Origin of the sequence: Brucella sp. IR073 (genome assembly GCF_049065735.1) — a bacterium.
In the GTDB taxonomy this organism is placed as follows: domain Bacteria; phylum Pseudomonadota; class Alphaproteobacteria; order Rhizobiales; family Rhizobiaceae; genus Paramesorhizobium.
The window spans coordinates 24,283-49,527 of the sequence record NZ_JBAKHD010000012.1; the positions used below are offsets into that span (position 1 = coordinate 24,283).

Consider the following 25,245-nt stretch of genomic DNA (forward strand, 5'->3'; position numbering starts at 1 on the left):
CAGTGAGATGACGAAAATTCATGAATGGTGAGCTATGGACAACCGCGCCGGAGAGATGGAAGCCTTTATGCGGGTGGTGCAAGCCGGCAGCTTTGCCGGCGCGGCGCGCAGCCTTGGCTTGTCACCGTCGGCCATCAGCAAGATTATGGCCCGTCTGGAAGACCGGCTCGGCACCCGCCTGATCGTCCGCACAACCCGCACGCTCCAAATGACAGCGGAAGGCGAAACCTATTACGGAAGAGCTTTGCGTATCGTCGCGGACATTGATGAGACGGAGCGGCTGGTCTCCCATGGCGGGCTTGCCGCCCCGCGGGGGAAACTTCGCGTAAATGCGTCCGTATCCTTTGCGGTTCGCAACATCGTTCCGCTGGTTCCTGCATTTTTGGCGGCCTATCCCGGCGTAGAGCTCGACCTGTCTCTCAGCGACGGGCTGGTGGATCTGGTCGAGGATCGCTCGGACGTCGCCATTCGGGTCGGCGCGTTACGTGATTCAAGTCTTAAGGCGCGCAAAATCTGCGAGGCGCGCCACTTCGTGGTCGCGTCGCCTGAGTACTTGAACCGATACGGGGTTCCGGAGGCCCCCGCGGACTTGGCAAGCCACAATTGCTTGGCCTTCAACCTTCGGCGCGCGCTCAACGAATGGCCGTTCTTCGATCCTGAGACGGCAAGCACAAAGCCGTTCGCCATCCGAGGAAACTTTCAGGCCAACAACGGCGAGACTCTCAGGCGGCTGGCCGTTGACGGACTTGGAGTCGTCCGGCTTTCGTCCTTCCATATCGATCAGGATATGGAGCGCGGTCGGCTCGTGCCTATTCTTGAGCGGTTCAATCCAGGCGACCTGCAGGTGATCCATGCCGTCTTTGTCGGGCACGAGCATCTCGCGGCGCGCATTCGAGCGTTTGTTGATTTCCTCGCAGATCGCATCCCGCGGACGGTGGTCGAGAAACGGCTCGGTACACAGAGATCGCCAGTCGATACGAGCATCCGTTAGATGAGCCCGCTTGAATGGTGGAACGTGGCGTTCCCGGGCGCTTCGAACCGTTCGGCTACCGCCAAAGGTCCAGCTTGATCAGGAGTGGAGAGGCGCCCGGCCGCCGCTCAGTTCCCTTACCACATCCAGGAATCGCATTGCCGGCATGGACGGCCGGTCGCCCGCCCAGGCGGCGGCGACCGGCACCTCGGGCGGTGGAGGCTCCACGGTCAGAAACACCACGCCGGGACGGCCCGCTGCTGCCAGCCCTTCTGTGACGAAGCCGAGTCCTACACCGGCGGAGACCAGCCCGATGAGCGTCGTCATCGGCGTTGCTTCCTGTATGATCGCCGGGCTGACGCCCTCGCTGCGAAAATGCGCGATTACCCGGTCATAAATGTTCGGACCGATCCGCCTTGGCGCGATCAGAAAAGGCTGATCCCGCAGTTCCGCGACACGAACGGTTGAGCGCGCGGCCAGAGGATGGTCCACCGGCAGGGCCAGGACGAGTTTTTGCGGCGGCAAGGATTGATGGTTAAGCGACGGCATTTCGAGCGGCGGATGCAATATCCCCAGATCGAGTTCCCCCGAGGCCAGCGCTCGTTCTAGCGAGGGGGAGTTCACTTCCGTCAGTTCCACGGAGACGTCCGGAAACCGGCTCCGATAGACTCTGACCGCTGCGGGCAGAAAGCCATAAAAGGCGATGACGGTAAAGCCAAGGCGAAGCCGGCCGGTCTCGCCGCGCAAGGCCCGTTGCGCCGCCGATTTGGCCAGCATGGCGTTTGCGACGGCTGCGCGCGCAGGTTCCAGAAATGCCGCCCCAGCGGGCGTCAAGGAGACCTGCCGCCGATCCCGCTCCAGCAGTGCCGCTCCGACTTCCTCCTCGAGTGCGCGGATGCGCTGGCTCAACGCGGGCTGGGTGATGTGAACGCGCTCGGCAGCCCTGCGGAAATGCAGTTCTTCGGCGACGGCGACAAAACAGGCAAGCGAACGAATATCCATGACACTTGATTAGAATATCTTATCACAGAGGGGAATCATTCGATTGGATCAAAATCACAGGGTTCGGCAAAATTTATGCTCACACCATCGATTTACGGAGAGCACACCATGACCTACCATCGCCAAGCCATCTCGCTGTTGATCGCCATGCTGATGAGCAGCACGACGGCCGTTGCAGCTGAACCCGCCGATCTCATCCGACGTCTCTCCGCCTCGACGATCATTGCCATATCGGATGGCGACTTCGTCGGGCAGACCTATGCCAGCGGCCGGCTTGCGCCGCGGGAAGCAGGATACCGCGATCTCCTGTCCGTCCTTTCGATTGCCGACGGCAAGCTTGTCACCGGCACGCTGCCGATTTCAAACTCCGTAACATCAGCGCCGGAAATCCTGACGCTGTCCGCTGATGGAAATACCGCCTTCGCCACTGAAAGGCTTGGGGAACGGAATGAAATGGCCGAGACGGTGCGGGATCTTCCCCCGGGCAACCGCCTCTTTGCTGTCGATCTTTCGAACAAGTCGCAGCCCCGCCTCGTCGATACGGTGGAAATCGCCGCGTTCCCGGAAGCGCTCGGCCTTGATCCGACACAGCCCCGGGTAGCCGTCGTTTCCAACACGTCCGATGGTAGTTTCGTTCAAATCGTCCGCTACCATGACGGACAATTCGGGAATGTCGTCCGTTTCAACCTCGCCGGGCTCGGTGTGAGCGCGACATCCGACGGCCCGCGCGGCGGGATTACCGCCACCAATGTTCACTGGCATCCATCGGGGCGGTATCTGGCCGTGAACATCAACACGCAGAATCGGGTTGCCTTCTTCGAAGTGACGGGAACCTTGGAACAACCCTCGCTAAAGCTTTGGGGCAATATCGTTGACGTCGGAAGCGATCCGTTCGTCGGCAGGTTCTCGCCGGACGGCCGGTATTATTTTACCTCCGACTGGGGCAGAAACTTCGCGGCCACCAATTTAGAGGGACGTGTGCCGGACCGCCCCTCGGCCATCAGCGTGATCCGTCTGGCGGAACCCGGTGCGACCGAGGCGCGCCATACTCGCGTCACCAGCGTCGGGACCGATGTTGCGGCGGAAGGAATTTCCGTCAGCCCGGACGGTACACTCATCGCCACGGTGAATATGCGCGGGACCGCCTTTTCCGTTGATAGCGCCCGGTTCCAGCGCGAAGGAACGGTCACGCTCCTCTCGTTCAACGGAGCAACTGGACAATTGACCAAGATTGCCGACTATCCCTTTGAGGGCGTGCTGCCGGAAGGCGGCGTTTTCGATCGGACCGGCGACCATTTTCTTGCGACGGTGTTTCAAGGGCATGAAGAGGCTGGCTCCGATCAAGGCGCGGGACTTCAAGTTTTCCAGGTCGTCAAAGGAGAGAAACCCGCCCTCAAAAGCCTGGGCCGGATTCCTCTTCCTCACGGAGTGCATCATGTTGATCTGGCAAATGCCAGATAGTGCCTAGTCGCCCTTGGCCGCGCGTTTAGCCGCAAGGTCGAGCAAGCCGCGGTCGCTTTCCTCGTAAAGGCGGATGAGCTTCATGGACGTGACGCGCCAGCCCTCCGGCAGGCGCGTCAAACGATGGGTATATGTGCGGCGGAGGCGACGTTTACAATCCGGGCCAGGCGGTGCGACTTAAGGGGTATCCAACTGGTGCGTGAGCAGGAAGGAGGCCCGTTTCAAGCGCATCGACCAGCCCGCGGTCAGCCGCATGGTATTCAACATACGAGGCTTGCGGTGCTCAACGATTCCGGTCTGAAACTCGCCATCTACACGCCGATGCAGAAGGAGACGACCGTGGAAAAGCTGGATCGGCTTCTTTGCAATTAACCGGTTCAAACATATGCAATCGCGCGCCCGAGTGTCAGTATGGCGCTCCATAGAATGAGCGACATGCAGATAGAAATTTTGGTCAGCAAACGTGACGATGATGTGCTGTGGCTCTGGGCAAGGTACTTTTGAAACAGCAACGCGTTGACGATCGCCAAGGAAAAGGCGGCAAGCTTCAGGCGGAAGGCAGGGTTGTTCCAGAATTCTTGCGGATCCGAGCAGAAGAGCAAAAATCCCGAGCAAGCCGCCAGTACGATGCCGGTTTTGGTGACTGCAAGAAGCGGCCGGACGGAAGCCTTGAGCGATGGCGAGCGCAGGGCGCCGAGCAGCGTCAGGTCCGCAACGACGACCGTCCCGAACAGTAAGGCAATGCCGGCCAGATGCGCGATCTCTATTGCCGGAAACAGCCATATCGAGCGGCGCAGGGAGGCTGCGATGGGAAGCGACTGAAGCAGTTCAAACATGCGCCAACGCTATGAGCACGGGGTCGGGGGAACGGGAACCGAGCGTTGGCGGATTGCCCTGTTATTATCAAGGATGACGATTTCAGGCCGGAACTCACGGTCATCGTCGCAGGCGAGATAGCCGATCAGCCGAAGTCGGCGCCCCGGCGCGGCATCACCCTCAGTCATTCCCCATTCTGCAAGCCGTGATGGCGGGGCTAGCACCACAGTATACTCCGCGCCGTCGGTGGCGAGCGGCTGTAGTCCCGGTGGAAGGGGCAAGGGCGGCATGGTTCGAAGGAAACCGCTTTCGGCGCCCGGCATAGCAATGCCGGAAAGATCGGGAAGCTCTGTGCGAGGTGTCGGGCGCAGCACGAGTTCCGGGTGGGGATTGCCCCAGCGGACAGATATAATCTCGCCTTCCAGATAAAAGACCCGGCTGGTGTCGAAATATGTCCAGCCGTGATGCGCCTCTGCCGTTTGGCTGCTCATCGCGAGGAAGGCGGAGAATAACAAAGCTACGAAACCGGTTTTCATTCTCTTACTCCTGCTCTTGCGACGTCGCAGACGGTTCCAGAAAGCGCGTCATGGCATTGACAAAAAGGGCACGGCCGCTTTCGCTGCGATCGAGATGCACGAAATGCGTGGCTCGCGGGATTGTGAGGAACTTAGCCCGCGGAGCTTCGGCGACGATTGCCTTCGCGTCCTCCGGGCGGCTCCAGAAATCATTCTCCGAGCGGATCACAAGGACCGGCATGGAGAGGGCGGAGGCGGGCCATTGCCGCTTCCCGATAGCCAATTCGAAGCTGTCGGCCATCGCGCCGCTCGGAGAGCGGAAAGCCGGAGGCTGGCGGTTTGCCGAGGTGGGGTCCGATGCCAAAGCCGCGTCGACATAAGCCTGCTTGACGCGTTCATCCCGCCACGCCGCCTTGTCAGGAACCGGGATGCTATTGTCCCACGCGGGGAGGAGGCTCGCCCCGGTGTTGAGGCGATAGGCGCCGAATGCCGAAATGTTGAAATTTCCCGGCCGGTTCGGGTCTTCGAGCGGCGAGCCGCGACCTAGCGACTTATGTTCGTCCGCACCCCCATAGAGCGTGTTGTAGAGGACCAGACGCTCTATCGTCCGAGGATATTTCACGGCATAGGCCGCAGCCCAGTGCCCTCCGGTCGCCCAACCCATGATGCCGATCTGCGGGTCGCCGCTCCATTCGATGATTGCGTCGGTCGCGGCAGCAATGTCCGCTATTGCGTCTTGCGTCCGCATCAATGGCGGGGACTGGCCTGGGGCCGCTGCCATAGCCGCCGGCCGGCTTGATCCGCCATAGCCACGAAGATCGAGGATATAGACGAGATGGCCGGCAAGGGCGAGATCGGTTGCGAGGGAACCTCCCGGAACCTGAAGATCGAAGGATGCAACGCCGGGTACGCGCGCTCCATGGATCAGAAGGACCGCCGAGGTGACATCGCCTGGACCACCGGAGCGGCGCACCTCCCTAACGAAAAGGCGTCCGCCGGATTGCAGCTCTACGAAACGATCCGTTCTGACGACCGCCGGCTGTGACGCCGTTGCATCGGCCGTCCCCAAGAATACACCTGCCATAAGCAGGATAACCAATCTTTTCATTTCATCTTCTCCGACCAGCTTGCCGGGATGATTGATCGGGGAGGGGCTACAAATCGATGATGTATCCGAATTTTTTTGATATCGTTGCGATATGGAACTTCGCCATCTTCGTCATTTTCTGGCTGTTGCCGACGAGCTGCACATGGGACGCGCGGCGGAACGCCTCGGCATGGCGCAACCGCCGCTCAGCCAGTCGATCGCCCGGCTGGAAAAAGAGCTGGGCGTACGCCTTTTCGACCGGGCAAACCGGCGGTTGACCTTGACGAGGGCGGGTGTCGTTTTCCTCGATGAAGCGCGATCCTCGATCCGGCATGCCGATGCCGCGCTCGCCCTTGCGCGAGCCGCGGAGCATGGCGAGGCTGGTGAAATCCGCATCGGCTTCGTCTCGGCGGCGCTCTACAAGCATTTGCCGCAACGGCTGACCCGGTTGCGGCAGACCTTGCCCGCGATACAACCGAAGCTTCTGGAATTGTCGACGAACGAGCAACTGACCGCCCTGGCGGAAGGCGAAATCGACATCGGCTTCGCTCATCCGCCGTTCGGAACTGCTGAGCGCTTGAATGTAGTCGAATTCACGCCTGAAAAAAGCGTTGCCGTGCTCCCGGATGACGGCATGACCGGTGGGGTCACGCTGGCGCAAGTGGCGGCATTGGGCTTGATCCTGTTTCCTGCTGCTCAAGGGCCTGTGCTGCATGCTCAAATCATCGATGCGTTCACGCGGGCAGGCGTGGAGATCCGGATCGTACAAGAGGCAACGCGAGCGTTGACCATGCTTTCCCTCGTCGCCGCTGGCTTGGGCGCCGCATTGCTGCCTGAGTCCATCCGGCAAATCCGCTTCGAAGGCGTCCGCTACGCCGAAATTCACGACGCAATGCTGCCGAGCCTGTCACTGGCCATGATTGCCAGACGCAGGGCGCAGGCCCCCATTGTGCGGCGGGCATGGCAGATATTTTCCGAGGAAATGGGGTAAGAGCCGCCGGAACGACGCTAGGTTCCACGCTTTCCAGTATGCGCGCAACGCGCTGATGCGATCGCCCCGCAGCTTGGGATGATGACTTCGCAATATTCACAGAAACGCCGGTATGCTTTCTCCAGCAAATTCAAAGACAGCTGTGTCGCCGCCATAGGTCGAAGCCGGCGGCGACGTCATCAAAACTTCGCACAGGGTTCAAGCAATTGTCGTGCAGCCGAACTAGAGAGGGCCTCATGCAATTATTTTTGCAAAGGAGAGGTGAAATGTCGCGCAAATTGCACACTACGCTCGCAGCAAGCATCGTTGCCCTGTTTGCCGCGGTTGCCCCGGCCCAATCCGCTACGGTGGTCAAGTTCTGGCACAGCTTCAACAAGGATTTCGGCGAAGCCCTGGATAAGATCATCGAGAAGTTTGAAGCTGCCAATCCGGGCATTGACGTCCAGGGTGAATATATTGGCAACTACAATGACATTGTCGCGAAGCTGCAGGCCGCCATTCCGGCGAGGCGAGCGCCTGACGCGGTGATCCTTGAAGTGACGCGCTACGGGCTCTTCGCAAATAGCGGTGTCCTCACGGATCTCACCCCTTATCTGGATGCTGATCCATTGAAGAACGATCTCTACGACTATGCTCGCGAGGTCGGCGTCATTGACGGCAAGGACTATGTCGTTCCGTTCAACTCCTCCACTCCGGTGCTGTATTATAACAAGGACATCCTCGCCCGCGCCGGTATCAGTGAGGCTCCCTCGCTGAAGACCTTCGACGAAATCCTCGCCGTATCCAAGACGATCACCGAGAAACTCGGCTCGGAAGGCATCACCGGTATCGCCGCCCCCGGCCAGTTCGCCCGCTGGGGTCTTGTCATGGCCAATGACAGCGATCTGGTAGACTCGAAGTCCGGCGAGATCCTGCTCGACAACCCCAACACGATCGAAGCCTACCAATGGATGGCTTCGCTCGTGCGCGAGCATAAGGTCGCCTCCCCCGATGGAGTGACCGAAGAGGATAACGGCCTTGATGCGTTCCTGGCCGGCAAGGTGGGTATCATGATGAATTCGACCGGCAACTATGTCGGCGCGAAGAAAGCGATCGGCGAGAATCTCGTCGTCCGCCCCATGCCTTGCAACAAGGTATGTTCGGTCCCGATCGGAGGGGCGGGTATAGGCATCCTGGCAAGCTCGCCGAAGGAAGTGCAGGACGCTGCCTACAAATTCATCAGCTACGCCGCTTCGCCTGAGGCAAATGCCATCTGGTTCGCCGCCACCGGCTATCTGCCCATCAACAAGCACGCCGCCGCGCAGCCGGTTGCCGTCGAAGCGCTGGCCACCCAGCCCGGCATCGACATCGCGATCAATTCACTGCCACACGCCCGCGGCCGCGCACGCACGACGGTCGTCACATGGATGCGTTCCACGGAATACAAAATGTGGGAAGCCATGGCGCTTGGCCAGCGGAACGTAGAGGAAACCATGAAAGAGTTCGCCAAGCAGACCCGCGATGAAGCCGCGCGCGTAAGCCGCTAGAACTCCCGATTGACGCAGCCGCCCGTTTTGTGGCGGCGACTGTTGCACAAAGGCGGACCTGCGCCAGAATCCTCAAACAAGTGCCGGTGGGACCGTGACGGAGCCCATCGGCCACATGATTATTGCCATGCTTCGCAAGATCACTCCCTATCTGTTTGTGGCGCCGCTGATAGTCTTTATCGCGGTATTCACCTACATTCCGATCGTTTCGAGCCTCAATCTCAGCGTCCGGCAATGGAATTTTCTTTCGCCGGATATGCCCTTTGTAGGTCTGGACAATTATATACGGCTGCTGGAGTCCCGCGACTTCTGGAACTCCTTGCGCGTGACGACGATCTTCGCGGTCATTTCGGTGCCGCTGAGGCTAGTGTTGGCTCTGGCGATTGCAAACTATCTGGCTCGCAGCACATTGGCATCGCGTCTTCTGCGCGGCGCCCTGTTTCTACCCTTCGTAACGTCCTCAGTATCCATCGCCGTCGTCTTCTCCTGGGTATTTTCCACGGACTATGGCATGATGAACGGACTGCTCACGGCGCTCGGCTTTGCCAAGCAGCCCTGGCTGCAAGATCCGCAACTGGCTCTATGGGTTCTGATCTTCGTCAATACCTGGAAGCAGCTGGGCTATGACGTAATCATCTATATCGCCGGCCTCCAGGCCATTCCGCAAGAACTCTATGATGCTGCCGCCATCGATGGCGGTCGCCGCCGCCATGTCTTCCGCCGCGTCACCGTACCGCTCGTCATGCCGACGACGTATTTCCTGCTGGTCGTTTCGGTCATTGAAGCCTTCCAGATCTTCACCATCGTCAACGTCATGACGCGGGGCGGCCCGGCTGGCGCAACCGATATGCTTGTCAACATGCTTTACCATGTCGGTTTCGTATTGTTCGACATCGGCACCGGTTCGGCGCTCGCCGTGCTGCTTTTCATCTTTTTGATCGCGCTGTCGATAATAAAGTCCCGCGTTATTGGCCGGAGGGTCCATTATGAAGCCTGAGAATCCGATAGTTGCCGGGCTTTTTCTCCTTGCGGGAATCCTTTTCCTATCCCCCGTGCTTTACTCCATCTGGATGTCGTTTCAGACAGCCCACGCCTACTACACAGGCGGCTTCGACTTCACCATCGACAATTATACGCGCGCAATCGGCCAGTATAATTTTGCGCGGTATCTTTTGAACAGCATCATCGTCTCTGGCCTGGTGATGGTCATCGGTCTGACCTTTGCAACCATGGCCGCCTTTGCCTTTGCCCGGTTCAGGTTCAAGGGCAGCAACCTGCTGTTCGGGGCAACCGTCGCGACGCTGATGATCCCCAGCCACATAAGCCTGATTCCAAATTACCTGACGCTCGCCAAGGTCGGCCTGCTCGACACCTATGCCGGCCTGGTGCTGCCCGCAATCTCCAACGGCTTCGCGGCCTTCTTTCTGCGCCAATATATCCGGGGCATTCCCAAATCCCTGGACGAAGCCGCCTATATGGATGGCGCGTCACCGCTCCAGGTATTGTGGCGGGTCATCGTGCCGATTTCCCGGCCCGCCATCCTCTCCATGGGCCTCTACATCTTTATCGCCGAGTGGAACAACTACATCTGGCCGCTTGTGGCCGTCGGCAAGGACGACCTCTATACACTGCAGGTGGGGCTTGCGAGGCTATACCGGATCAATCCTGGTGAGGGCCTCGTCGACTGGCCGCTCGTCATGGCTGCCTCAACCATCACCCTTTTGCCGGTGCTTCTCGGCTTCCTGCTCGTCGAGCGTCATCTCGTGCGCGGGATCACGATGGGCGCCGTCAAATAAAGAAAGCATGGAAATGACACGCATAGCTTCTCATCGCGGCGGCACGCTGGAATTTGGCGACAGCACGCCCCGAGGATTCGCCGCTACGGCAAAAATGCCTCTGGAAGAGGTCGAGTTCGACGTACACCCAACCGCAGACGGGGCGATCATCGTCCACCATGACCCGACCCTCGACAGCACAACCGACCGAGCGGGCGAGATCGCCGCTCTTACCGAGGCAGAGGTTCGAGCGGCCGTCATCAATTACGGGAGCGGCGGAAACCCGCTCTCGCTCGCTGAGCTCTGCTCGCTCTACGCCGACAGCAAGGTGGACTTCCGCTGCGAGATCAAACCGGGTGCAGGCGGGGCGCCCTACCGGAATTTCGTGCCACGGGTGGTCGACATGCTTGAGCGCTGCGGCATGTTGCACAGGACCACCTTTTCGTCCTTTCTAGTTGAGGCGCAGGACGAGCTGGCGGAAACCTGCGAGCGCCCGAGGCTCTGGCTGGTCAGCCCGCCGGTGTTGCACCAGCTTGGAGCGCGCGCTGTGATCGAGTTGGCGCGCGCGCATCGGATCCTGGAAATCGGCGTCCACGTGGACACGGCCAATGCGGCGTTGATGGCCATGGTGCAAGATGCCGGCCTCGATTTCGGCTGCTGGGCCGCCCATAGCTCGGCGCAGATCGAAAAAGCGCTGATGCTTGGCGTGAAGGTTTTCACGACGGACCGGCCGAGTCTTGCAATCGCAATTCGCAAACGCATGTGCGGTGAGGTCAATCAATGAGCGGTATCATCCTTCGCGACATTCGTAAGTCCTACGCCGGCGGCCCGGAGATATTGCACGGCATTTCGATGGATATCCAGCCCGGTGAGTTCATCGTCATCGTCGGACCGTCGGGCTGTGGCAAATCCACGCTTTTGCGGCTGCTGGCCGGCCTGGAACAATGCGATCACGGAGAAATTACGATTGGCGGCAAGCGCGCCAACGACCTCCCGCCGCAGGACCGGGACATTGCCATGATATTCCAGAACTATGCGCTTTATCCCCATATGACAGTGCGCGAAAATATAGCCTTCGGCCTCGAGCTGCGGGGAATCCCTAAAGCGGAACGGAACGCGCGTGCTGAAAGCGTAGCCTCAATGCTCCAGCTCACCGATTATCTCAACCGCAAGCCGGGCGCGCTTTCCGGAGGCCAGCGCCAGCGAGTGGCCATGGGCCGGGCCATGGCGCGCAACAGCTCCATTTTTCTGATGGACGAGCCATTGTCGAATCTCGACAACGCCTTGCGCGTCGCCATGCGCACGGAGATCAAGGAATTGCACCGCAGGCTTGGCGCGACGATCATCTACGTAACTCACGACCAGACCGAGGCCCTGTCTCTTGCCGATCGGATAGCGGTTCTGAAGGATGGCCATCTGTTGCAGTTCGATACGCCGGATGCGATCTATGACCGGCCACAGAACCGCTTCGTTGCTGGTTTTCTCGGGACGCCGGCGATGAACTTTCTACCAGTCGAGCGATTGCAGGATTGGCCGGGAAACGGAGGGCTGACTATCGGCCTGCGTCCCGAGCTGATGCGCGTGCATACCGAAAAGCCGAACGAACCGGCTCTTCCGGCCCGGGTCGTGCTTACGGAAATGACAGGGTCTGGCACCACATTGCATTGCGACACCCCGGCGGGCCGGCTTACCGCAATTATCGCGCGCAAGGATATGCCGCATGATACTGATCATCTCTGGATAACATACGACGTGACCCAGGCGCTGTTTTTTGACAATCACACAGGAAATCGCGTCGACCTGACGGACCAAAGCCACCCGGCACCCACAGAAGCGAGCCAGAGGACGAACCTGCCAGCATGAAAAACAAGGAGGGGACCGCGCAGTTTCTGGGGGATCTTATCAGCCGCAATTCCACGCGATTGACAGAAGCGGATACGCGCCTGCTCGATGTGTTGATGGAGGATCCGGTCCGTGCTGCGATGGAAAATGGAAAAAACGTATCATTGCGTGCGGGGGTCCATCCAGCTTCCGCTGTCCGTCTCGCACGTCGGCTCGGATTCAAGGGATACCCTGAGTTCAGGAGCTTTCTCCAAGCCAATCTGCTGGAAGGCGGCGGCGATTTCGAGGGTTCCGCAGCACGAATGGCTGCCCGTCTGGTAAGAGCCGAAAATGGAGGGCTTCTGGCGTCGGTGCTGGACAGTGAGATCGCGGCTCTTCAGCAAGTTCGGCTGCGCGTGTCCGACGCCGATATTCGCGCGTTCTCAAAATGCCTGGTCGATAGTCGACGGATTTTCGTATTGGGGCGCGGTCATGCGGGAGCGATTTCCTCGCTTGTCGCGCTGCGGCTAAATCGCTCGGGTTATGACGCCGTCGACCTTTCCAGCCAGATGCACCAGCTAGCGGAAATTCTGACGACGCTGTCGAAAAACGACGTGGTCTGGCTGTTTGCCTTCAGAAAAGCATCTTCCCTGATTCATGAAGTGCGCGAAATCGCTGCGAAAACGAGGGCGAAGACGCTAGCCCTGACAGATTTGAATAACGCGCGTTTTGATCCGGCGCCCGACCATCAAATCTCGATCTCGCGAGGCAATCCCGGAGAATCCCAATCACTTGTGGTTCCCATGACCATTGCCAATGCGGTGATCCTTGATCTCGCCGCCATCGACAATGGCCGCTCATTGCGCGCGCTCGAAGCATTCAAGGAATTCAGAGCGACGGGAGGGTTGTCGCGCGCATTGATATAGGTTTCCGCCTCGACGAGGAGTGGATGACGTCCCCGTTGGGGAAGATGTCAACGACTTCGGTGCGGCGCTTGATTTCGCCGTTGAGCCGCTCGATTGGATTGGTCGAGTGGAGCTTGGTCCAATGCTGCCTGGGGAGGGTCATTTGCGGATGTTATATTTTGTGCGGCAGTGGCGTGTTGCGGTGCGGAGCCTTTCCGGCTGCGGCACACCGCAACACGTCGCGGGTTGATTGTCTGAGCGAATTCGGACGGTGTCATCCAGCCGAGTCCAGAGTGTGGTCGATGATCGTTGTAATCGCTGCGCCAGTCTGAAAGCGCTGATCGAGCATGCGTCAGTGACGAGAAGAGAGTTTCATTCAGGAGATGGTTGAACAGAAGTTGACCGGCGCCTTGAAGACGGAAGCTACGCCGCGGTACGAAATAGACCGCTGCGGTCGCCGGTAAGCAGAATGCTTAGGAGATCATCGGCTGGCGGCAATGATCGCAAGCTAAGATGGGTGGACGCCCCCGCAACCAGTTCCTACGCTATACCATCCCATAATAACCGGGCAATACGATGCGGTGCGCCAAAGCACTACCGGTGATGATATTGAGTTCCCCAGCACAAAATACAAATTCCTATTAAACGAAGCCGCAGCAGGCCAGTGATGATGCACGTGATTGAGCTGAGTTGGACGGACGTAGCAGAGGGTTATCTGAGGAAGCGCCTCAGCCCCTCTATGAAGCTGCGGGTGCGGATCGAAAGATGCCGGCGGCTAGGATAGATCGCATGGATGGCGCCTTCGCTCTTAATGTTCTCCGGCAAGACTTCCCCTAGCTTGCCGGTATTTATTTCCATCTTGACAATGAATGAGGGGAGAAGCGCGATCCCCAGGCTCGCGAGGGCGGCCACGCGCAAGGCCTGGGGCTGGGAAGATCGCGAAGCCCAGCGGAAGATGGTGCCGCGGGTGATTTTCCGCTATGCCTCGCTGACAAAGGCAATCGTCTTGACTGCCTGATACGGGCCGAAGCGATCTTCGGGCAGGTCGTGCCAACGGGCACCGGAGCGACTCGAGCGTGGCATGTGTGCGGTGATGCTTGGCATCGGATGTTGCATTCCCCGAAACTCTCGGCTAGGCAGGGAACATCCGCAAGGACCCGGTGAAACTCCGGGTGGCTCCTCTGGCCGCCGATCCGCCAGATAACACAGCAACGCAACTCTCTTTCCAGGACCGGCTCCAGCCCGGCCCGTTGCATTCAACTGTGAAAACTTCCATATGCCATCTCTTTCCAACTACCGCCGGGAGTGGTTCTCCAACATCCGTGGCGATGTGCTCTCGGGCATTGTCGTCGCGCTCGCCCTCATCCCTGAAGCCATCGGTTTTTCCGTCATCGCGGGCGTCGATCCGAAGGTCGGCCTTTATGCTTCCTTCGCCATCGCCTGTGTCGCGGCGATCACGGGTGGGCGGCCCGGCATGATCTCCGCTGCTACGGCAGCGACAGCCGTCGTCATGGTCTCGCTGGTCAAGGAGCACGGCCTTCAATATCTGTTTGCTGCAACTATGCTCATGGGGCTCATCCAAATTGCCGCGGGTTTCCTCAAGCTCGGAAGGCTGATGCGCTTTGTGTCGCGATCGGTCATCACGGGCTTCGTCAATGCGCTCGCGATCCTCATCTTCCTGGCGCAATTGCCGGAACTCATCGGCGTGCCGGGCGAGACCTATTTCATGATCGCGGCTGGCCTCGCGATCATTTACCTCCTTCCGTTCGTCACCAAGGCCATTCCGTCGCCGCTCGTCGCCATCGCCGTGCTGACTCTTATTGCCTGGTGGACCGGCATGGACTTGCGCACGGTCGCAGATCTCGGCGAGCTTCCCTCGGCAATGCCCGTCCTGACATTCCCGCAGGTGCCGCTCACCTGGGAGACATTGCAGATCATCCTTCCCTATTCGGTGACGCTGGCCGCCGTGGGACTGCTGGAATCGCTGCTGACGGCGCAGATCGTCGACGACATGACCGACACGCCCAGCAACAAGAGCCAGGAATGCATCGGCCAGGGTGCTGGCAATATCGCCTCCGCCCTTATCGGCGGCATGGGGGGCTGCGCCATGATCGGCCAGTCGGTGATCAACGTCACCTCGGGCGGCCGTGGCCGGCTTTCCACATTCGTCGCGGGCGCTTTCCTCCTGTTCCTGATCGTCGTCCTCAACGATCTCGTCCGGATCATTCCCATGGCGGCCCTTGTTGCGGTCATGATCATGGTTTCCATCGGAACCTTCTCATGGCGCTCAATCCTGGACCTCCGGCGCAACCCGCTGCCCTCTTCGGTGGTCATGCTGGCGACGGTTGTCACGGTGGTCGCGACGCACGATCTCGCCAAGGGCGTTGTCGTCGGCGTCCTGTTGTCGGGCATATTCTTCGCGGGCAAGGTAGCGAGGCTCTTCAGCGTCACGCGGCGGGCCGATATGGACGCCGGGACCATGACCTACATCGTTGAAGGCCAAATATTCTTCGCGTCGGCGGAAAGTTTCGTAGGCGCGTTCGATTTCTCCGATAACGCCAGGCAGGTGGTCATCGACGTCAGCGGCGCCCATCTCTGGGATATCACCGCTGTCGGCGCGCTCGACAAGGTCGTGATCAAGTTCCGGCGGGCGGGCGTGGACGTGCGCGTGCTCGGCTTCAACAAGGCGAGCGCCGATATGGTCGACAGGTTCGCACTGCACGACAAGGAAGAGCGGCAGGCCGCCAGCGCTTCTTTGCATTGACAAAAAAGATGACTTGCCGGGCGCTTGCCAGCGTGTCCGGCAAGTCCCATTGCAGGCTTAATCGTCAATATCCGGTATTTTCGGCATGTAACCGCAGGCCTTGCAGTGGCCGGTATCCGGCTCATGGCGCTGCAGCCCGCATTGTGGACAGGGGCACAGGACTTTCTGCGGCCGGCACGTGGCTTGTCTCAGTGGGATTGGGGAAGCCGCAAGCCAATCTCGCCACATTGCATGCCCAAACGCTCGCTTTCCCTCTTGTGTTTTGTTATTTCGTTACATAATGAAACGTTATAACAGCAAATATTACCAATTGGGGCTGGGGGTGTCGAATGCGCGATCATCTGTTGGGAAAATTCTCATTTCTTTTGGCGATTTCGGCGGCCGGTCCGGTCGACGTGTTCGCCCAGACAGCCGAAGATGGCGCGATCGTGCTTGAACCCATCGTCGTGACGGCGACCTCGGGCGAACGGTTCCTGAAGGATGCGCCGGCAAGCGTCACGGTCGTTACCGGAGAGGAGCTGCGCGAGCGGCCCGTCCAGGACCTCGCGCAGGCAATCGAGGGTACGCCCGGCGTCCAGCTCACCGGCATCGGGCTTGGCCGCCGCGGGATCTCCATCCGCGGCATGCTGCCGGAACAGACGCTGGTGCTGGTCGACGGCATGCGTGTCAGCAATTCGGCTTCGGCCATTGCCCACTCGGATTACGAACTGGGATGGGTGCCGCCCGAGGCAATCGAGCGGATCGAGGTGGTGCGCGGACCGATGTCTTCGCTTTACGGCTCGGAGGCGCTGGGTGGCGTGGTCAATATCATCACGCGGCAGGCGACCGACAAATGGCGCGGCTCTTTCTCTACCTTCGGTTCGTTCACGGAACATGGCCGTGGCGGTGACGGCTATAATATCAGCGGTTATGCTGGCGGTCCCCTCGTTCCGGGCATTCTGGGCCTCAATGTCTGGGGCCAATATCGCGGGCGCGAGGAACTCACCTCTCCGCAGGATGCAAGGCTGTCGTCCATGGGTGACGAAGGCGCTTTCACAGGCAATGCGACACTGACCTGGACGCCCGACGCGCAGCAGCGCATCGATCTCTCCTATGGCGCTGGCTACGAGGAGCGCTGGCGCAACACGCAAGGCGCGGGACGCTTCCCCACTTTCTACCGCTCCGACGACGATATCCGCCGCCAGCGTGTCTCGCTGTCGCATGAGGGCGATTGGGATTGGGGCGCGAGCCGGGTTCGCATCTACAGCTCCATGCTGGAACGCGAGAACGAGCGCAGCGACGGCGCACCAGTCTCGGGTCCGCAGAAATTCACCGATACGGCCGGCGATGCCAATGTCAACTTTTCGCCCATCGAGAACCACAAGGTGACGGTCGGCGGCGAAATCCGCCGGGAGCGGCTTGACGATCCGACAGTCAACGATTCCGGGCGCGCGGAGCAGACGCATTTCGCCGCCTTCATTCAGGACGAAATCCGTCTGGGCGATCAATGGGAGTTTGTGGCCGGAAGCCGTTTCGATCATCACGAGGCGTTCGGCTGGCATGCGAGCCCGCGGGCCTATCTCCTCTATCATCTCAATGACGCGCTCACCTTCAAGGGCGGCGTGGGCGCAGGCTTCAAGGCGCCGACCCTGAAGCAGCTTTCGCCGGAATACGAGGCGATTGCCGGCGGCGGCCGTTTCACCATCGTCGGCAATCCTGATCTGGAACCAGAAACGAACCTCTCTTTCGAGGCCGGTTTCGAATATCAGGAGGGCATCTGGTCGGCCCGCGCCATGGCGTTCCAGAACGATGTCGACAATCTCATCCAGACGGTCTGCGTCATCCGCTGCTCGGGCGCACCCGGCGCGATCTGGTCTTATGAGAATGTCGATGAAGCGCGCATTCGCGGTGTCGAGATCGGCGGCGGCGTCGAGCTGCCGTGGAATATGCGGCTCGACGCCAATTATACTTGGCTCGATCCAATAGACAAAACGACGGGCGAACGCCTGCCCGACCGTTCCCGCCATGCCGCCAATGCTACGGTGAGCTGGGAACCGGTGGAGAAGCTGAAGACCTCGCTGCGCGTCAATTATATCGGATCGCAGAAGACGACGGCGGCATCGGGCCGCCAGCCCGCCTATACGCTGGTCTCGGCCTATGGCGATTATGCCGTGAACGACCATGCCAGCCTTCAGCTGGGCGTCGAGAATATCGGCGATGTCCGGCTGGCCGACGAGTCCGATGATTATGCCTTCGCCGACGAGGGCAGGCGGTATTTTGTAGGTCTCAAGGCGAAGTTCTGACCATGCGCATTCTGTGCCTCATCTCTTTGGCGCTGGCTCTCTTTGCAGGAGCGGCGCATGCGCAGGACACCACGCGCGCTTCTCGCCCGGTCGTGCGCGTACTCACCGACAGTTTCGTCCTGCCCTCAAAGTTCGATGCGCTGCGTCCCATCGCCGAGGAGGCAGGCGTCTCGCTCGAATCCGTCAATGTAGAGACGGCAAGAACCTCGCCGGATGATTGGCTGTCCGGCGCGGATTTGATCGTTCTCGACGTGCCGAGGCCCAATGATCGCGCGCGCGTCGAACAGGCGCTGGGCGAAAGGCTTGCCGCCTCCAGGGTTCCGTCCCTTACCATTGGTGGTGGCAGGCCGGCATGGCAGGGGCTCGCGCCGCGCGAGGCTTCGGCGCTCATCGGTTATTATGCGGGCGGCGGCGCGGAGAATTTCCGTAACTTCTTCGCCTTTGTCCGTACATGGAAGGGGGGCGGAAACCTCGACGGTTTCGCGGCGGCGGAACGGCTCCCGGCAACCGGCTTCTATCATCCGGCAGCGCCGCATATCTTCCCAACCCTCGACGCCTATTTCGCCTGGAGCGCGGACCGTTGGAAGGACACGACGGGCCGGGTTGGTTTCGTCATCCACGAGAATGCGGTTTCCGGCATGCAGACCGGGCTGATCGACGCGCTTGTCGCGCGCAGCGAGGCCGCCGGGCTGATGCCGCTCGTTTTTTGGTTCGATGGCGCTGATCCCGAGGGCCTGACGAAAGTGGCGCGGCCGGCAAGGGCGGACGCTATCGTCAATCTCACCCATATGCAGAACGGAACGGCGCGCAGCGCGGAGTTCCTCAACCTCGACATACCCGTCATCCAGACGGTGGGCTTCCGCGAAGGCGGCAGGCGGGAATGGGCCGCAGCGAAGTCGGGCATTCCGGCGCGGACGGCAGCTGTCTTTCTCGCCGGTCCCGAAAGCTGGGGCATGATCGACCCGATGGTGCTGACGGCGGTGGAGGAAGGGGCGGAGGTGCCGATTCCCGCGCAGCTCGACGCGCTGGTGGGAAAGCTGAAAAGTCTCGTCGCCCTGCGCCGAAAGCCTGCCGCGATGAAGCATGTGGCGCTTCTCTTCTGGAACTATCCCGCCGGGGAAAAGAACCTTGCCGCTTCGAACCTCAACGTGCCCGCGAGCATCGAGGCCATCACCGCACGGCTCTCTGAGGCGGGCTACGATACCGGGCCGCTTTCGGAAGCGGAGATGATCGCCGCCGGGCAGGCGATGCTGGGCGGTCTCTACCGCACGGTGCCGCTGGAAGACCTCATCAAGCGCAATCTTGCGGTGACTCTCCCGGTCGAGGCCTATGAACGCTGGCTTGCGACGCTGACCCCGGAAAAGCGCCGCGCCTTTTCCCATTGGGGCAAGCCGGAAAAACATTGGGCCGTGCGCGTCGTGAATGGCCGGCCGAGTTTCATTATTCCAGCCTTGAAGCGCGGGAAGCTGCTCATCATGCCGCAAATACCGCGCGCGGGGACGATGGGCGCTCATTACCACGACATGGCGAGCCCGCCCGATCACCTCTATATGGCGGCCTATCTCTATTTGCGCGAGACCTTCGGAGCCGACGCCATTATCCATCTGGGCACGCATGGCACGCAGGAATGGCTGCCGGGCAAGGACAGGGGGCTTGCCGCCGATGACGACCCGTTTCTCGCGGTCGGCAATGTGCCGGTCTTCTATCCCTATATTCAGGACAATGTCGGCGAGGCGCTACAGGCGCGGCGGCGGGGCAGGGCGGTCACGATCAGCCACCAGACCCCGCCCTTCGCACCCTCCGGCCTCTATGACGAACTGCGCGATATCCACCGCCTGATTCACGATTACGTCCAGCTTGATGAGGGCGCCGTTCGTGACAGGACTGCGAAGGAAATTGCCGATGCCGCGATCAAGGCGAACATGCATTCCGATCTCGGCTGGGTGCAGGAGGCGGTGAGGCAGGATTTCGGCGGCTTCCTTCCGGTGCTGCATGACCATCTTCACGAGCTTGCGCGAACGGCGATGCCGCTCGGGCTTCATACTTTCGGACAGCCCGCCGAGCCGGATTACCGGTTGGCCACCGTCATGCAGCAGCTCAGCCAACCCTTTTATGATGCTGTGGGCGCAAGCGGCGACGAGCTGTTCGTGGATGATTTCGCCAAGCTCAGGGAGACGCCACCGTTCAAAACCTTGCGGACATATCTGCGCGACGGCGCGGGCCGGGCTTCGCTCGCGGAGCCGCTGAAGGGTATGCTTGCGCGCGCCGACACGCTGGACGCCAATCTCGCCGCGCCTGATGAAATCGAGGCGCTGCTGGCGGGGCTGGAAGGACGCTTCATCGCACCCGGCGCTGGCGGCGATCCCATCCGCAATCCCGGTGTGAAGAGCGGCCGCAATCTCCATGCGTTCGAGCCGGACCGGATACCGGCAAAGGCCGCGTACGAGGCAGGCGGCGAGGCCTTCGGTCAGCTTGTCGAAGCCTTCCGCAAGGAGCATGGCGGGGCATGGCCCACGAAGCTCGCCTTCAGCCTGTGGTCGTCGGAGGCGGTGCGCCATCTCGGTGTCACCGAGGCGCAGGTGCTCCATGCGCTGGGCTTGAAACCGGTATGGGACGAAGGCGGCCGGGTGCGCGCGCTGAAGATCATCCCGGCGGCTGAGCTGGGCCGTCCGCGCATCGACGTGGTGGTGCAGGTGACGAGCGTCTATCGCGACCAGTTCGACGGTTTCATGCGGCTACTGGCCGATGCCATCGACCGGATCGCCCTATTGGACGAGAAGGACAATCTTGTCGCGGCCAACAGCGCGCGTATCGCCGCCGCCCTTGCGGCTAAGGACATCCCACTCGCCGAGGCACAAGAGCAAGCGCGGTTGCGTATTTTCAGCAATGCGCCGGGAAGCTACGGCTCCGGCCTGCCGGATATGGCCCTGCGCTCCGCCACATGGGACGATGATTCCACGCTTGCCGAACGCTTTCTCGACGGCACCCGTTTTGCCTATGGCGCGAGGGCTTGGGGTATCTCTCCGAAGAGCGCCAATCTCCTGAGCGAGCAGTTGAAGGGGGCACAGGCGGTCGTCATGTCCCGCTCCTCCAACCTGCATGGCGTGCTTTCCACCGACCATCCCTTCGAGTTCATGGGCGGGCTGTCGCTTGCAATCCGTCATCTGGGTGGCGAGAGCCCGTCGCTTTACGTCTCGGACCTGCGCAATGGAGCTCCGGCGACCACGCCGCTCGCGCGCTTCCTCTCGGACGAGTTGCGCGTCCGCTATCTGAATCCGCACTGGATCGAAGGCATGAAGGCGGAGGGCTATGCCGGGACGCTGGCCATGCTGGGCGCCGCCAACAATCTGTTCGGCTGGCAGGTGGTCGATCCCTCAACGGTGCGGGCGGACCAGTGGCAGGCGATGTTCGATACCTATGTGGCCGACACGCGCAATCTCGATCTGAAGGCCTATTTCGAGCAGCATAACCCGACCGCGCAGGCCCAGCTCATCGAGCGCATGGCCGAGGCAATCCGCAAAGGCTATTGGGATGCCTCCGATGTGACCCGCAAACAGCTGGCCGAGCGCTGGCAGGAACTCGCCGCCAAGCACGGTGTAGACACCGGCGAGCCGGTGACGAAGGCATTCGTCGAGCAAATCGCCGCCGGTTTCGGCCTTTCAGCATCTCCGGCCACGGCAGCACAGAACGCCACCCCATCTGCGTCGGACAGCAATGCGTCACCGGCTGCGAATGCGCCGCAACCGGTACAGGGGCGGGTGCTAGAGCAGGTCCCGCAAAAAAGCGAGACATCCGATGATTGGCGGCAGTGGCTGCCGCTTCTTCTCATGCTTGGTCTCGTCTTTCTCGGCGCTGGCCTGCAATGGCGTGCGAATGCGCGCCGGACATAATTAATCGCAAGAAATGGTGCTTTATGAGCAGTTTTGAACTCAGTCTGTTCGAGATTTCCCGTCTCTTTCTCGTGCCGGTCCTTGTCCTGATCCTGGCGGCGCTGGCTTATGCCTTCATCGTCCTCGGAATGTTCGGGCTGGAAGCCGTGCAGCGTTGGCGCGGAAGCCATCGCTCCGTGCTTGGGAGCGGCGGTGTCCACAGCGATGATCTGGAGCTCAGGATCATGAAACGGCTGGAATGGCTGCGCATCGTCTCGCGCACCACGCCGATGCTGGGGCTCGTCGCCACGATGATCCCGATGGGACCGGCGCTGCTGGCGCTGGGGGAGGGCAATGCGGCCTCCGTCGGCAACAACCTCGTCGTGGCGTTTTCCGCGGTGATCCTTGCGCTTGTCGCCGCCAGCATCACCTTCTTCGTCCTGACGATCCGCCGCCGCTGGCTGCTTGAGGATTTGCGCTCGCTCGAACGCGCCGGAGGTGCCGCCTGATGCGCTTCCTCGACCATGACGATGCCGACGATCCGATCCTCTCCGTCGTCAATCTGATCGACCTTTTCCTGGTGGTGATCGGTATTTTGATGATCGTGATCGTCACCAATCCACTCAATCCGTTCTCGTCGGGGAAGGTGACGGTTATCGAGAACCCCGGCGAGGCCGACATACGCATCACCGTCAAGGATGGCCGCGAGCTCACCCGCTATGAGGCCAATGGAAAGATCGGCGAAGGGCAAGGAACACGCGCCGGTATCACCTATCGCCTCGATGACGGACGGATGATCTATGTGCCTGAGGATGGCGGCAAGCCATAAGGCGATTGCCTGCCGTCGCCCGGGAAAGGATAAGGATACGGAAGAATGCTGGACGTGATACGGGAGAATATCGTAGGCGTGCTCAGCGTTATCATGAGGGACGGCAATGGATCGTCGTAACCATGATCTGAAGGAAGACATTCGCGAATACTGGTCGAAGCGTTCGAAGACCTTCGATCTGGCATTCGGCCATCGAATCCCACCGGGACCGGAACTGGATGCCTGGGCGGCGGCGGTGCGCGATGCGATAGGGCCAGCGCCCCGGAAGGTTTTGGAACTTGCCTGCGGCACCGGCGAGGTGACCAATGTTCTTTTATCCCTCGGCCATGAGGTGACGGCGCTCGACTTTTCGGAGGCGATGCTCGAGGTCGCGCGCGCCAAGCATGCGGGCAACGAGCGCGTGTGCTTCATTCTTGCCGATGCCGAACGCATCATGGAGCCCGACGAAACCTATGACGCGGTCGTCTGCCGCCATCTCGTCTGGACACTGACGGAACCGGAGCAGGCGCTTGCCGACTGGTTCCGCGTGCTGAAGCCGGGCGGCCGGCTGCTCGTCTTCGACGGAGATTGGGCGAAACTGACACCGCTGGGAAAACTCGCTTCCCTGGCGGTTCGCGGGCTGGAACGCTTCATCGGCCACGATCCCCACTACGATGGGGCGATGAGCGAACGGCACGCCGATATCATGAAGCGTCTTCCCTTCGGTGACGGATTGACGGCGGAAAGGCTCGTGCCCTTGGTGAAGGAGGCCGGTTTTGAAGCAATATCGTTGCCTCCGCGCGATGCGATTGCCGCGGCGCAGCGCAGGAATGCGGATTTACGCAACAAGCTGAGGACGCTGTTTTATCGTCGTTTTATCCTGGCGGCGTCGCGCCCGCATTGATCCAAGCCACCCATATGAGTGGCTGGGAGGGAATAGCCGCCGCCCCAGCCTCGGCTTCAGTCGTCCATGTCTGGTATCTTCAGCATGTAACCGCAAGCCTTGCAATGGACGGCATCCTGATCATGGCGCTGCAGCCCGCATTGTGGACAAGGATATAAGACTTTCTGTGGCCGGAAGATTGCCTGTCCCAACCGAATGAAAAGAGTGACGCCCGCCAGCATGATGACGACCGCCGTCAGCTTGCCCCAGGGTCCCGGCAGCACGATGTCTCCATAACCGGTTGTCGTCATGCTCGTTACGGTGAAATAGAGGGCGTCGATATAGCCTGTGAGGCCGGGCCGTTCCCGGAAGAAGAATGTATAGACGAAGCCGGTGACAACGAAGAGGAAGGTAATCAGGTTGACGACCGACTGAACGACCTCGCGCCAGGAGCCGTAACCGCGCCGGACCCATGGCCGCCAGAACATTCCGCTGCGCGAAAGCGACCATAGACGCATGACGCGCAGGAAGCCCAGATTGGCGAGCCATAGCGGAAAGAGCAGCGTGATCAGAATAAATATGTCGATGACGCTGGTCGGCTGTCGCAGCCAGCGTAGAACGTTCGTGGACGCCAACGCGCGTGCAGCAATGTCGAGGGTTAGGAGCGCTGCGATCGAATAGTCTATCCAGAGGAAGGATGGCTGTTCGCGGAAGACCTGATGCGTGATGAAAAAGACGACGATCAGGAGATCAATGATAAGCACGGCATATTGAAAACGCACGGCGCCGCGCGACTGGCCGTGATAAAGCAAGCGCAGCTGCTTGCGGAGCGCTTCCAGCCCGGTGCTTGGGGAAGGGGCAGTGGTGGGACGATCGTCCATGGCGCCTCGATAATGCAGGATTTTCTGGAATGGTCCGGCCCGGATCAACCATGAAAGACATTGCGTCCGCTCAGTAAATGTCAATCAAGACAAACGCACCTTTTGACGCACTGACAATCTGGCGACAATTTGGCAGACTGGGTCATGCAACATATGCGGCACCTTTTGAAGGACAGGCTGTCGGCAGGCGCTTTTGCCTTGCTGATTGCGTGGCTTCTGGTGCTGCAAAGCCTGCTTGGTGCGCTGGCTCAGGGCGCCATGGCGGCTTCGGCGGCCGATCCGCTCCACGTCATCTGCACGACGGACGGGGCCGCTGCGCTTCAGGCTGAAGAGCAGGATGGCCAGCCGCAAAAGAAGGCGCCGGAATGTCCTTGCGCCTCGCTCTGCCAGATTGCGTCGGGCGCTGTCCCGGCAATCCTCGATGGCGCGCCCAGCGTGCCGGCGGTGTTTCGTTCCGGCGCGGGCAAGCTCGATACCGTCTTTTCCGGTGTCCAGCGGTCATTTCCTCGCGGCCTCATCGGCGAGCCAAGGGCGCCGCCGCTGTCTCTCTGACGTCCGTTCCCATTCAAGAACCTACGTTTGGAGAGATTCCCATGTCCGATCTGACCCTCGGTCGGGACAGTAGCGGCGCAGCCATGCGATCCGCGTCCGACCTTTATCGCGCCGTCTGGCGCTGGCATTTCTATGCAGGCCTGCTTGTCCTACCCTTCATGATCACGCTCGCCGTCACCGGCGCGCTTTATCTGTTCCGCGATGAGATCGATGCGATCGTGCATAGCGATTTGAAGCGCGTCGCCGTCCAGGAAAACATCATCCGCGCAGCACCTTCGGCGATGGTCGCCGCCGCGCTCGCCAAGTATCCGGGGACAGCGGTCAAGTTCACCGATCC

General features: G+C 60.6%; 23 protein-coding genes, 2 pseudogenes and 1 other annotated feature. Of the genes and pseudogenes, 17 read left to right on the forward strand and 8 right to left on the reverse strand.

Translation table 11 applies throughout. The annotated features are described in order from the left end of the window. Positions 1-34: 34 nt before the first annotated feature. The gene (locus tag ACOWVG_RS18130) at positions 35-991 is read left to right on the forward strand and encodes a LysR family transcriptional regulator (RefSeq protein ID WP_420963752.1); all 957 of its coding nucleotides are present in this window, start codon (positions 35-37) and stop codon (positions 989-991) included. A 78-nt stretch (positions 992-1,069) separates the two neighbouring features. Here ACOWVG_RS18130 and ACOWVG_RS18135 read toward each other — a convergent pair whose 3' ends face one another. Further along, on the reverse strand, positions 1,070-1,972 hold the full coding sequence (locus ACOWVG_RS18135) for a LysR substrate-binding domain-containing protein (protein ID WP_420963753.1): 903 nt from the start codon (positions 1,970-1,972) through the stop codon (positions 1,070-1,072). Between the two features lie 108 nt (positions 1,973-2,080). Between ACOWVG_RS18135 and ACOWVG_RS18140 the strand changes: the two genes are divergently transcribed. Beyond that, a complete protein-coding gene (locus ACOWVG_RS18140) occupies positions 2,081-3,433 on the forward strand; it encodes a hypothetical protein (RefSeq protein ID WP_420963755.1) in 1,353 nt (450 codons plus the stop codon). A 377-nt stretch (positions 3,434-3,810) separates the two neighbouring features. Here ACOWVG_RS18140 and ACOWVG_RS18145 read toward each other — a convergent pair whose 3' ends face one another. The 3 genes from ACOWVG_RS18145 to ACOWVG_RS18155 are packed head-to-tail and all read right to left on the reverse strand — an operon-like array spanning position 3,811 to position 5,872. After that, positions 3,811-4,269, reverse strand: coding sequence for a hypothetical protein (locus ACOWVG_RS18145; protein ID WP_420963756.1), 459 nt, complete (start codon positions 4,267-4,269; stop codon positions 3,811-3,813). A gap of 9 nt (positions 4,270-4,278) precedes the next feature. Next, positions 4,279-4,785: a DUF6152 family protein gene (locus ACOWVG_RS18150; protein ID WP_420963757.1), complete on the reverse strand. Its 507-nt coding sequence runs from the start codon at positions 4,783-4,785 to the stop codon at positions 4,279-4,281. 4 nt (positions 4,786-4,789) lie between these two features. Beyond that, positions 4,790-5,872, reverse strand: a complete 1,083-nt coding sequence (locus tag ACOWVG_RS18155; protein WP_420963758.1) for an alpha/beta fold hydrolase — start codon at positions 5,870-5,872, stop codon at positions 4,790-4,792. A 91-nt stretch (positions 5,873-5,963) separates the two neighbouring features. Here ACOWVG_RS18155 and ACOWVG_RS18160 point away from each other — a divergent pair, with 91 nt between their 5' ends. From ACOWVG_RS18160 to ACOWVG_RS18190, 7 genes are all read left to right on the forward strand, one after another. Further along, positions 5,964-6,842, forward strand: coding sequence for a LysR family transcriptional regulator (locus tag ACOWVG_RS18160; RefSeq protein ID WP_420963760.1), 879 nt, complete (start codon positions 5,964-5,966; stop codon positions 6,840-6,842). A gap of 266 nt (positions 6,843-7,108) precedes the next feature. Further along, the gene (locus tag ACOWVG_RS18165) at positions 7,109-8,368 is read left to right on the forward strand and encodes an ABC transporter substrate-binding protein (protein ID WP_420963779.1); all 1,260 of its coding nucleotides are present in this window, start codon (positions 7,109-7,111) and stop codon (positions 8,366-8,368) included. A gap of 127 nt (positions 8,369-8,495) precedes the next feature. After that, on the forward strand, positions 8,496-9,365 hold the full coding sequence (locus tag ACOWVG_RS18170) for a carbohydrate ABC transporter permease (protein ID WP_420963762.1): 870 nt from the start codon (positions 8,496-8,498) through the stop codon (positions 9,363-9,365). Next, entirely contained in the window at positions 9,355-10,164 is an 810-nt protein-coding gene (locus ACOWVG_RS18175) for a carbohydrate ABC transporter permease (RefSeq protein ID WP_420963763.1), read from the forward strand. Before ACOWVG_RS18170 ends, ACOWVG_RS18175 begins: the two co-directional genes overlap by 11 nt. 13 nt (positions 10,165-10,177) lie before the next feature. Continuing rightward, on the forward strand, positions 10,178-10,927 hold the full coding sequence (locus ACOWVG_RS18180) for a glycerophosphodiester phosphodiesterase family protein (protein WP_420963764.1): 750 nt from the start codon (positions 10,178-10,180) through the stop codon (positions 10,925-10,927). After that, complete coding sequence (locus ACOWVG_RS18185) at positions 10,924-12,006, forward strand: ABC transporter ATP-binding protein (RefSeq protein WP_420963765.1); 1,083 nt, start codon at positions 10,924-10,926, stop codon at positions 12,004-12,006. Before ACOWVG_RS18180 ends, ACOWVG_RS18185 begins: the two co-directional genes overlap by 4 nt. Next, positions 12,003-12,890, forward strand: coding sequence for a MurR/RpiR family transcriptional regulator (locus ACOWVG_RS18190; RefSeq protein WP_420963766.1), 888 nt, complete (start codon positions 12,003-12,005; stop codon positions 12,888-12,890). The genes ACOWVG_RS18185 and ACOWVG_RS18190 overlap by 4 nt, the downstream gene beginning before the upstream one ends. A 34-nt stretch (positions 12,891-12,924) precedes the next feature. On the opposite strand, the pseudogene ACOWVG_RS18195 reads toward ACOWVG_RS18190, so the two are convergent. The 3 genes and pseudogenes from ACOWVG_RS18195 to ACOWVG_RS18205 form a co-directional block, all read right to left on the reverse strand. Continuing rightward, a pseudogene (locus tag ACOWVG_RS18195) lies at positions 12,925-13,032 on the reverse strand (transposase); the annotation flags it as partial. Then, a pseudogene (locus ACOWVG_RS18200) lies at positions 13,031-13,312 on the reverse strand (integrase core domain-containing protein); the annotation flags it as partial. The pseudogenes ACOWVG_RS18200 and ACOWVG_RS18195, both read right to left, overlap by 2 nt. 268 nt (positions 13,313-13,580) lie before the next feature. Beyond that, a complete protein-coding gene (locus tag ACOWVG_RS18205) occupies positions 13,581-13,841 on the reverse strand; it encodes a LysR substrate-binding domain-containing protein (RefSeq protein ID WP_420963780.1) in 261 nt (86 codons plus the stop codon). Positions 13,842-14,019: 178 nt separating this feature from the next. Further along, positions 14,020-14,075 (forward strand) — a sequence feature (sul1 is cis-regulatory element that is thought to sense ions involved in sulfur or methionine metabolism; They are found in Alphaproteobacteria). 70 nt (positions 14,076-14,145) lie between these two features. On the opposite strand from ACOWVG_RS18205, the gene ACOWVG_RS18210 reads away from it, so the two are divergent. The 6 genes from ACOWVG_RS18210 (at position 14,146) to ACOWVG_RS18235 (ending at position 23,496) form a co-directional block, all read left to right on the forward strand. Next, positions 14,146-15,633 carry a SulP family inorganic anion transporter gene (locus ACOWVG_RS18210; RefSeq protein WP_420963767.1) on the forward strand — a complete coding sequence of 496 codons (1,488 nt, stop codon included), beginning with the start codon at positions 14,146-14,148 and terminating at the stop codon, positions 15,631-15,633. A 329-nt stretch (positions 15,634-15,962) separates the two neighbouring features. After that, positions 15,963-17,915 (forward strand): TonB-dependent receptor domain-containing protein, encoded by a 1,953-nt coding sequence (locus ACOWVG_RS18215; protein WP_420963768.1) that lies wholly within the window; start codon positions 15,963-15,965, stop codon positions 17,913-17,915. 2 nt (positions 17,916-17,917) lie between these two features. After that, on the forward strand, positions 17,918-21,805 hold the full coding sequence (cobN, locus tag ACOWVG_RS18220) for a cobaltochelatase subunit CobN (RefSeq protein ID WP_420963769.1): 3,888 nt from the start codon (positions 17,918-17,920) through the stop codon (positions 21,803-21,805). Between the two features lie 23 nt (positions 21,806-21,828). Beyond that, a complete protein-coding gene (locus tag ACOWVG_RS18225) occupies positions 21,829-22,293 on the forward strand; it encodes a MotA/TolQ/ExbB proton channel family protein (RefSeq protein WP_420963770.1) in 465 nt (154 codons plus the stop codon). Continuing rightward, positions 22,293-22,613 (forward strand): DUF2149 domain-containing protein, encoded by a 321-nt coding sequence (locus ACOWVG_RS18230; RefSeq protein ID WP_420963771.1) that lies wholly within the window; start codon positions 22,293-22,295, stop codon positions 22,611-22,613. The genes ACOWVG_RS18225 and ACOWVG_RS18230 overlap by 1 nt, the downstream gene beginning before the upstream one ends. Positions 22,614-22,719: 106 nt before the next feature. After that, on the forward strand, positions 22,720-23,496 hold the full coding sequence (locus tag ACOWVG_RS18235; protein WP_420963772.1) for a class I SAM-dependent methyltransferase: 777 nt from the start codon (positions 22,720-22,722) through the stop codon (positions 23,494-23,496). Positions 23,497-23,552: 56 nt separating this feature from the next. On the opposite strand, the gene ACOWVG_RS18240 is transcribed toward ACOWVG_RS18235, so the two are convergent. Continuing rightward, entirely contained in the window at positions 23,553-24,356 is an 804-nt protein-coding gene (locus tag ACOWVG_RS18240) for a potassium channel family protein (RefSeq protein ID WP_420963774.1), read from the reverse strand. Positions 24,357-24,509: 153 nt separating this feature from the next. On the opposite strand from ACOWVG_RS18240, the gene ACOWVG_RS18245 reads away from it, so the two are divergent. Beyond that, on the forward strand, positions 24,510-24,908 hold the full coding sequence (locus tag ACOWVG_RS18245; protein ID WP_420963775.1) for a DUF2946 family protein: 399 nt from the start codon (positions 24,510-24,512) through the stop codon (positions 24,906-24,908). A gap of 41 nt (positions 24,909-24,949) precedes the next feature. Beyond that, on the forward strand, positions 24,950-25,245 hold a 296-nt coding region (locus ACOWVG_RS18250), incomplete at its 3' end, for a PepSY domain-containing protein (RefSeq protein ID WP_420963777.1).